General features: G+C 56.6%; 7 protein-coding genes and 2 pseudogenes. 1 reads left to right on the top strand and 8 read right to left on the bottom strand.

Annotation, left to right across the window (positions count from 1 at the left end; genetic code table 11):
• Nucleotides 1-23 precede the first annotated feature (23 nt).
• From E0L29_RS08180 to E0L29_RS08200, 5 genes are all read right to left on the bottom strand, one after another.
• The gene (locus E0L29_RS08180; RefSeq protein WP_165498857.1) at nucleotides 24-815 is read right to left on the bottom strand and encodes a hypothetical protein; all 792 of its coding nucleotides are present in this window, start codon (nucleotides 813-815) and stop codon (nucleotides 24-26) included.
• A 115-nt stretch (nucleotides 816-930) separates the two neighbouring features.
• On the bottom strand, nucleotides 931-1,215 hold the full coding sequence (locus E0L29_RS08185) for a helix-turn-helix domain-containing protein (protein ID WP_165498858.1): 285 nt from the start codon (nucleotides 1,213-1,215) through the stop codon (nucleotides 931-933).
• Nucleotides 1,216-1,681: 466 nt separating this feature from the next.
• A complete protein-coding gene (locus E0L29_RS08190; protein ID WP_131357489.1) occupies nucleotides 1,682-3,106 on the bottom strand; it encodes a mannose-1-phosphate guanylyltransferase/mannose-6-phosphate isomerase in 1,425 nt (474 codons plus the stop codon).
• A gap of 133 nt (nucleotides 3,107-3,239) precedes the next feature.
• The gene (locus E0L29_RS08195; RefSeq protein WP_131357492.1) at nucleotides 3,240-3,887 is read right to left on the bottom strand and encodes a tetratricopeptide repeat protein; all 648 of its coding nucleotides are present in this window, start codon (nucleotides 3,885-3,887) and stop codon (nucleotides 3,240-3,242) included.
• Nucleotides 3,888-3,981: 94 nt separating this feature from the next.
• The gene (locus tag E0L29_RS08200; RefSeq protein ID WP_207387764.1) at nucleotides 3,982-4,437 is read right to left on the bottom strand and encodes a VanZ family protein; all 456 of its coding nucleotides are present in this window, start codon (nucleotides 4,435-4,437) and stop codon (nucleotides 3,982-3,984) included.
• A 242-nt stretch (nucleotides 4,438-4,679) separates the two neighbouring features.
• Between E0L29_RS08200 and E0L29_RS08205 the strand changes: the two genes are divergently transcribed.
• Entirely contained in the window at nucleotides 4,680-5,069 is a 390-nt protein-coding gene (locus E0L29_RS08205) for a hypothetical protein (protein WP_131357495.1), read from the top strand.
• A gap of 214 nt (nucleotides 5,070-5,283) precedes the next feature.
• On the opposite strand, the pseudogene E0L29_RS08210 reads toward E0L29_RS08205, so the two are convergent.
• The 3 genes and pseudogenes from E0L29_RS08210 to E0L29_RS08220 form a co-directional block, all read right to left on the bottom strand.
• Nucleotides 5,284-5,574: pseudogene (locus E0L29_RS08210) on the bottom strand (GDP-mannose 4,6-dehydratase); the annotation flags it as partial.
• Nucleotides 5,575-5,704: 130 nt separating this feature from the next.
• Nucleotides 5,705-5,998, bottom strand: a pseudogene (locus E0L29_RS11735) (NAD-dependent dehydratase); the annotation flags it as partial.
• Nucleotides 5,999-6,123: 125 nt separating this feature from the next.
• A complete protein-coding gene (locus E0L29_RS08220; protein ID WP_242664333.1) occupies nucleotides 6,124-7,182 on the bottom strand; it encodes an IS5 family transposase in 1,059 nt (352 codons plus the stop codon).
• Nucleotides 7,183-7,887: the final 705 nt, after the last annotated feature.

Here is a 7,887-nt window from a genome sequence, read left to right on the forward strand (position 1 = left end):
GTGTGTTCTCCGTAAATAGATGGTTAGAGTTTAAGGCCCGTACCTACGGCAAAGACCAGGCGGGGACCGTCTCCGGAATTCTCGGTCAGGTCGGCCACGCCGATCGTGGTGACGAGCGGGAACCCGGGAAGGAGGAACGTCTTGGCGATACCGGCATTCAGATTCAGGCCGTTCCAGTCGGCGACCAGATTGAACGACTCCGCCACCTCGTAGGCCACGTTGCCGAACACGTAGGTTCCGTACCGGCCCTTTCCATGCTCCTGGTCCACGGGGCTTTTTTCGCCGAAGCGGTTGGTACCGGCTCCCACGCTGAAATGGAACTTCGACTTCCCGGTCTGCCTGTTGATGAAGGGCTCGGCCTGCACAACCTGACTGTAAACCACGTAATAGCTCTCAGTAGCGTCGCCGCCATCGGTCAGCATGATGCTTTCGACACCCACGCCGATACCTTTGCCTTTGCCGATCTCCCTGGAGAGATGGAGGCCGGCGGAATACTCCTTCCACTCGCTGATGTCGACGGAGACCAGCGCGACCTGGATGCCGACGTTCTTTTCAGGGTTGCCGACGCCGAAGCCGAAAACCGCAGCGCCGTCGTTGGTGCCGATGTAGGGGGAAGGGGTCGTTCCGCCGATGCCGACGAACACCACGTTGTCTGAAGCACCCCAGGCGACGGGGGTTGTGACTGATTTTCCGTGGTAGTTCGGAAGGTAGGCTGCTTCGGGAAGAGCTGCCGCATGGGCGGAGGGCGCCGTCAGCCCAAGCGAACCCAGAGAGCTGAGAACAAGAACAGAGCAAAACAGTCTCGTGTGCTTCATGGTAATTGGGGGTAAGTGGTTATAAGCGATATCGGGGAGAGATTAGCCCTGTGGCGAAGGGATGAACCCTCCGCGCGGAGGGAACGCCCCCCCGGCGGAAGGGGTAAACGAACCGTCAGACCACCCTGATCGCCACGCTCAGCGTCCAGCCGAGGCCGTAGGCGGTGTTGACAAGGTTGGGGAAACCGATGCGCCGCGTTTTTTTCCTGATCCTGTAGACCAGCGACTCAAGGGCCTTGTAGCCCAATTTGTCGTCACTGTAGCCGAAAAAGGAGAGCATCTCCCCACGATCCTTGACATTGCCCTCGGCAGTCGCAAGCAGCAGGAACGCCTGGAACTCCCTGAAAGTCAGCTGGATACGACCGTTCTCAGGTGAAACGATCTCCCAGCTCTGATGCAACAGGACCCACTCCCGTTCGCCCATTGACGAATCCTCTCCTTGAGGGGATCGAAGCCGGGCACCGTCCCCTTGCGGCGGACGTTCTGAACACGCTGGTCCTTGCTGCTCTACCATAGTTGCTTGCGTTTCATGTTCATGAATACCGGTTAGAACGAGTCCGGCCGGACTTCGAATTACACCGTCTTCGTAAAAGGCATGCCAGCCGCTACCGAAAGCGACTGAAAACCGAAAGAGGAAATTGCGGACGCAGCCGCTGAGTCAAAGATGCGGGAGTCTGGACTGCCGTGGGACAGCCCTCCCTATGCCATGCCACGTGGCAGTCGGGAGAGAGTCGCCACAGCCCGGACCTGTAGCGGTAGGACCGCTACGCCGCGGGTTACTGTTCAGCGGGCATCAAATAGTGGTGATGATGAAATACAGGATGAGAGGTAGGCATCGGGCCATGCCGGAGGAACCGGCACAACAATCATGAAAGGCATCTCCCATAGAGATCCTCGAGCCGGACGATGTCGTCCTCCCCGAGGTAACTTCCCGACTGCACCTCGATGAGCTCGAGAGGGATCCGACCGGGATTCTCGAGCGAATGCACCGAGCCGGCCGGAATGTAGATCGACTGGTTCTCCGTCAGCAGCCGCTCGGTCGCGTCAAGGGTCACCTTCGCCGTCCCGGACACCACGATCCAGTGCTCCGCACGGTGGTGGTGCTGCTGTACCGAGAGCCTGGCTCCCCTGTTGACACAGATGCGCTTCACCTGATAGCGCTCCCCCGCCTCGACGGAGTCGTAGTGCCCCCACGGCCGGTATACCTGCCGGTGAAGCTCATGCTCGCTTCGGCCTGCCGCCTTCAACGACTCGACGATGCGCTTCACCTCCTGGACCCTGTCGCGCGATGCGACAAGAACAGCATCCCTGGTCTGCACCACGATGCAGTTCTCCAGCCCGACCGTTGCCACGAGCATGTTCTCGGCAATCACCAGGTTGTCGTGGCTGTCATGGACAAGCACGTCGCCGCTGAGCGCATTTCCATCCTCGTTCTTCGCCAATACGTCGCGGAGGGCGCCGAACGCCCCCACGTCGCTCCAGCCGGCGTCCAGCATCACCACCACCCCGTCCCCGGTCTTCTCCATCACGGCATAATCGATGGAATCGGCAGGGCAGGCCTTGAACGCAGCCGGATCGACCCGGATGAAATCCTTATCGCTGACCGCTTCAGCAAGCGCCTGGCGGCATGCGGCAAGAATGTCTGGCCGGTGATGCTCGAGTTCCTCAAGGTAGCGGCTCGCCCTGAACATGAACATCCCGCTGTTCCAGAAATAGTCGCCTGAGGAGAGATAGGATTCGGCCGTCTCGAGGGAGGGCTTCTCCACGAACTCCTTAACCCGCCAGACCCCGGGCACCAGCTCCTCTCCGGTACGGATATAGCCGTAGCCGGTCTCGGGCCGGTCCGGCTCAACGCCCATCGTCACCAGCGATCCCGACTGGGCATACGCCAACGCTTCCTTCACGGCATCCCGGAACGCCACGCCGTCGGCTATCACATGATCGGCCGCCATCACCAGCAGCACGGGATCGCCCCCCCCCAGAATCGCCTTCAGTGCGGCAAGGGCCGCGGCGGGAGCGGTATTGCGGCCGGCCGGCTCAAGCATGACGTTATGGTCGAGCAGTTCGAGCTCTTGCAGCTGTTCGGCGGCAAGGAACCGGTGCCGTTCGTTGCAGATGACGAGCGGGAGCGAATCGCCGAGCCCTTCGACCCGTCGCAGCGTCTGCTGCAGCATCGACTCTTTCCCTGCGAGGGAAAGGAACTGCTTGGGATTGGACTCGCGTGACAGCGGCCAGAGCCGCGTACCCGAACCGCCGGCCATGATGACCGTGAGAAGCTTCACTTCAGCCATATTCTTTCTGTAGGGATGCCTTCGCCCCCGCCGGTACGAAATCCGGCATAAAACGAAGTCGTTGCAATTGCTTGAATGAAGTGAATCAGCGGCGCAAGGAAGACGGGGCGGACAGCCTGTCGCCCCTGCACTCCTACGCCAGCACCTCGCGTGCGAAGGATTCCGATCGAGCGGGATCTATCCGGCGCAGTTCGTCGAGCACCTCCCGGCGCCTCGCCGGCTCCACCATCTGCCGACAGGCATGGGTGAGGCGCGACCATGCCTGGGGATACTCTTTCCTGAGGGCGATGGCATGCAGGTACCCGTCGACGGCCGCATCGGCATTGCCGCCGCGCCAGAGGATGTCGGCGAGGTTGCTCCACGCATCCGCATAATCGGCCTTCAGCCTGATCGCCTTCCGCAGCAGCCAGAGAGAGCGGGCGGGGTCGACGTCCTTCAGCGCGACACCGAGGTTGTTCAAGGCTTCAGCGTACCCGGGCTTCAGGGCGATCGCCTTTTCGAACATCTCGACAGGAGCCCCCTCGCCGGAGATCATCAAGGCCACGCCGAGGTTGTTCCAGCCCTCTGCAATCCCGCTGTCGAGCGAGACGCATTTCCTGAACGGCTCGAGGGCATCGTGAACCTTTTGCGTTTTGAGCAGGACGTTGCCCAGATGATACCATGCCGTGGCGCTTTCCGATTCGGCAATAACCCACTGCCGGCAATGGATCTCGAGCTCCGCAAACTCGCGCCGCTGCTCGAGCTGGTAGGCCCGGGAGGGCCAATCGGTCTTTTTACTCATCGCTTCACCACTTCTTGTTTATTATTCGGTCACCTCGCCCGCAAGCGGAGGGAACTGCGCTGGACAATACCCGCGGCAACGGCAGCCAGGCGCTTCAGGACAGGGCACCCGTCCCAAGAACAGATCGGGATGCCCGGCGCACGAGCGCATGCAGGAGCAGCCCCATGGCGATCCCCGCGATATCGGCCGCCACGTCGAAGAGGCTTGCCTGCCTGCACGGAGTGAACGACTGGGCCACCTCGATCAGCACCCCGTAGCAGGTCAGGATGGCGGCGACCGGCCACCCAGAAAGCCTCCAATAGAGAGAAATGCCTATGGAGAGTACGCCGAAGGCGATGAAATGCTCCACCTTGTCGTTCCACCCCTCCACCGTCGGAAGGACCTCCCTCGGAGCCAGGGCGACGAAGAAGATGACGATCATCAGGACAACCGTTGCGACGCGGCCGAGCGCACAGTACCACTCCGCCAGCGAGTGTTTCGGGCGCAGCCCCCCCGGCGGGGCCGAGCCATCGGGGTCCGGTGCGGATGAGGGGTTGGTATCTGTACTCATGTGTGATGGTGATGCGCCGCACTCAGGATTGCGCCCGTTTCCCCTCGTCTTGCTGCAGGGTGAGGCGCTCCATTACGCGGCTTTTGCGCCTATGTGCGTTTTTTCATATATTTATACACTACATAGAGTTCATTCCTCCATCGCCAGGGGCACCGGCGAGAGGACGAGGGCAGCACCCCGCCACCCCGGCGGAATCCTTTCCAGCACTCCGGGAGAGGAGAACTCAAGACAAGAGGAGAAGCATGATGAGCATCTTCACCACGCCACCGCATTTCGATCCCGAACGCATCGGTAAGCCCACCCAGCTGACGGCCGCGCAGATCACCGGCATCGTCCTCATCAACATCGTACTGCTTTCGGTTGCGGTATCGATCGGGGACGCGCCAATGGTGCGGATGCTCGTCATCCTCGGCGACCTCCTCATCACCATCATCGGCCTCGTCGGCCTCTTCATTCTCCAGAGCCGCTACCGGCCGGAGATGCAGGACGACGAACACTACAGCCGGTACCTGGAGAGGAAAATGACCATGGAGTACGAGGCAAGGAGGCGTGAACTCGAGGCCGAAGAGCGGCGGGAGCTCATCCTTACGGAGAACGACCCGCCGGATGCGCTATCCCGGCAGGAGGTCTGACGTGTGCAGCTAAAACCCTGACGGGGTTGAGGTGCCTTATCCGGAAAGCGAATGGCCGGGGGGGCCTCCGGCTGGGACAGAGGTGAGGAGGCGGGTTTCCCTGCAGGGATTGCCGGCAGGTGCCGGCATGCAGAACGTCAACGCATCGGTTCGAAGCGCTACACCGCGAAGCTCTGCTGCCGGCCAGCGCCTCATTGGAGGCTATGCCTCACAATCAGTACTCATGCGTGACGGCAAAATCGTAGCCGTGGGCCCTGAGGAGGGCGCCGCTTCGGGCAGCGTCGAGGTCATGCTTAACCATCTCCTCGATCATACGCTCCAGGCCGATCTCCGGCACCCACCCCAGTTCCCGCTCCGCTTTCGAGGGGTCGCCGAGCAGGGTCTCCACTTCCGCCGGGCGGAAGTACCTCGGATCAATCCTTACGATCACCCGGCCGGGAACCATCAACGGGCACTCCTGTTCGCCTGAGGGGGAAGGGCACGACTCGACAATACCGACCTCATCCTTTCACCTGCCATATGCAATCTTGGAGTGGAATATGTTCACGCCATGAAACACGGAAGTTGCATGAATATGACCGAGACCCGTTGCAAGATCTTTCGGGGGCCAGTCAACGGGTCTCGACCGTCCAACGTTACGGTTTGGTTTGGGTCTGTATCCATGCGTAGGTTTTATCCAGCCCTACCCGTAATGCCTGTGTGGGACGCCACCCTAAACGCTCTTCGATAAGATGGTTATCAGAATTCCGTCCTCTGACGCCCAAGGGCCCATCGATATGCTTGATCTTTAGCCTCTTTCCCGCAACGTCCATAACCATTTCAGCAAGTTGATCAATAGAGACCATTTCATCTGAACCAATATTTACCGGTCCGGTCCAATTTGAACGGGTCAATCGAAGGGTGGCTTCAAGGCATTCATCTATGTAAAGGGCACCTCTAAGAATTGATTTTTGATATATCGCTGTAACCGGGTGACCCGGCAGGATTGTCGTCGATCCTAAAAAACACCGTTCTTTGACACATTTTGGGCTTAAAAGCCCCCTGGAAGCACCTTTTAGGCGTAGCTATCCCGCAGGAAAACATTGTGCACTTTCTTCTTCAGCTGTGTGCAGCGCATCATGTTATAGGTCAAGTTAGCTAATCCAATCTTGCCAGTTGCCCGTATGTAGCCAATGGTTCTGATGTACATGGCGTTCATCGAATTGGTCATGAAGCCGAACACATGTTCAACTCTGGCGCGAGTACGAGACTTTTCTTTGTTCGAAGCCTTCTGGGCATCGGTGAGCTTATGGTACCTGTTGCCTTTTTCATGAACCATATTCCTCATACCACTGCTTTCGATAGTTTCTTCCTGTCCAATATAGGCTGCGTCTGCGTACAGTTTCTGACCGCCATCGTCGGTACTGATAAGGGTTTCAAGCTCCTGTGAATCATGAACTGAAGCATCGGTAACCATGTAGTCGCTGATGAGCTTTGTTCCCTTGTCGGCTTTTATATGGTTCTTGTAGCCATAGAAAGACATCTTGTTTTTCTTGGTGCAGCGGGCGTCACGATCTTTTTGACGAAGTTTGTTGGGTTTTGCTTTCCAGGCTTCAGGGGTTTCGCCTTTCTTGATCTGCTGGTTCTCGTCCCGTGTGTTGCGCTGACGGGGCACTTCAACAAAACTGGCATCGACAATCTGGCCGGTATTTGCAAAGACGGACTGGTCGTCAAGGGCCTCATTGAACCGGTGAAACAGGGCTTCGATAACCCCTTCCTGGATGAGAGTTTCACGGAACTTCCAGATGGTCTTGCTGTCGGGAACCTTGTCGCTGGTCTTCAGCTTCAGAAATCGCTTGAAGCTCAGCCTGTCTGTTATTTGGAACTCCATCTGATCATCGGAGAGACTATACAAGCTTTGTAGAATGAGCAGTTTGAACATCATGACTCTATCAAACGGAGGGCGACCTGCTTTGCTACTGTTTTCAGGCTTACTGAAGACGACATTCAGGATCGGCGCAAAGATGTTCCAGTCGATATATGTATCCAGTTTTACCAATGGATCTTTGAGCTTGGTGAGCCGTTCCAGCAGAAAATGTTCGTCGAAAAGGCCAAGAGGATTGATGTTTTTCATGATAGCAGAGGATGAATGAAGAAATCTGCTGAAATATACGGATTTCCGGCCTTTTTATGAATGCTAAGTTATTATTTTTATGAAAGATATATCATTTAAGAATAAATAGAGATCCCCTCCTGTATGATAATTCCCAATTAAAACTGACAGGATTTTCGAGGTAATAGATCCGACAGAATTGATGAGTGAAAGACATGCTGACCGATATATATCGCTCCGTACTTTGTCAAATGATTTCGATCAGGTGAAATCAATCTACCGAGATCATCAGTAATCAAGATATTACCATTACCGTCACAAAGAGGATCAATAATTGAAATATAGTTCAGAGAAGGCAGCTGAAGTCTTTTCACGTTTTCTTCAGAGCGCAATACTCCATCTAAAAGGGGATTACGAAGCAGCCCTCTCTTATCCCTATCAATCCGTGTTATCCAGTCAAGATTATATCCAAAGTGCTTAGAGCCAATAAAAATAACCCGATGGTTATTTGTTGATGCAACATCAAGAAGATGGCGAACAGAATGAATGTCAGACCTACCATCAATATTCGCGAAGATAATTAGATCTGCGTCATTAAATAGGGGTTGCTGAAGAATTCAAGCCATCGCCGAGCGGCACTCAATCACCGTTCGGGAAGGTGACCACACGAACGAATTTCTGATTACGTCAAGCTCCAAAAGGAGCCATTCGAACAGGCGCAAAAAA

The sequence above is a fragment of the Chlorobium sp. N1 genome, from assembly GCF_004332115.1.
Classification (GTDB): domain Bacteria; phylum Bacteroidota; class Chlorobiia; order Chlorobiales; family Chlorobiaceae; genus Chlorobium.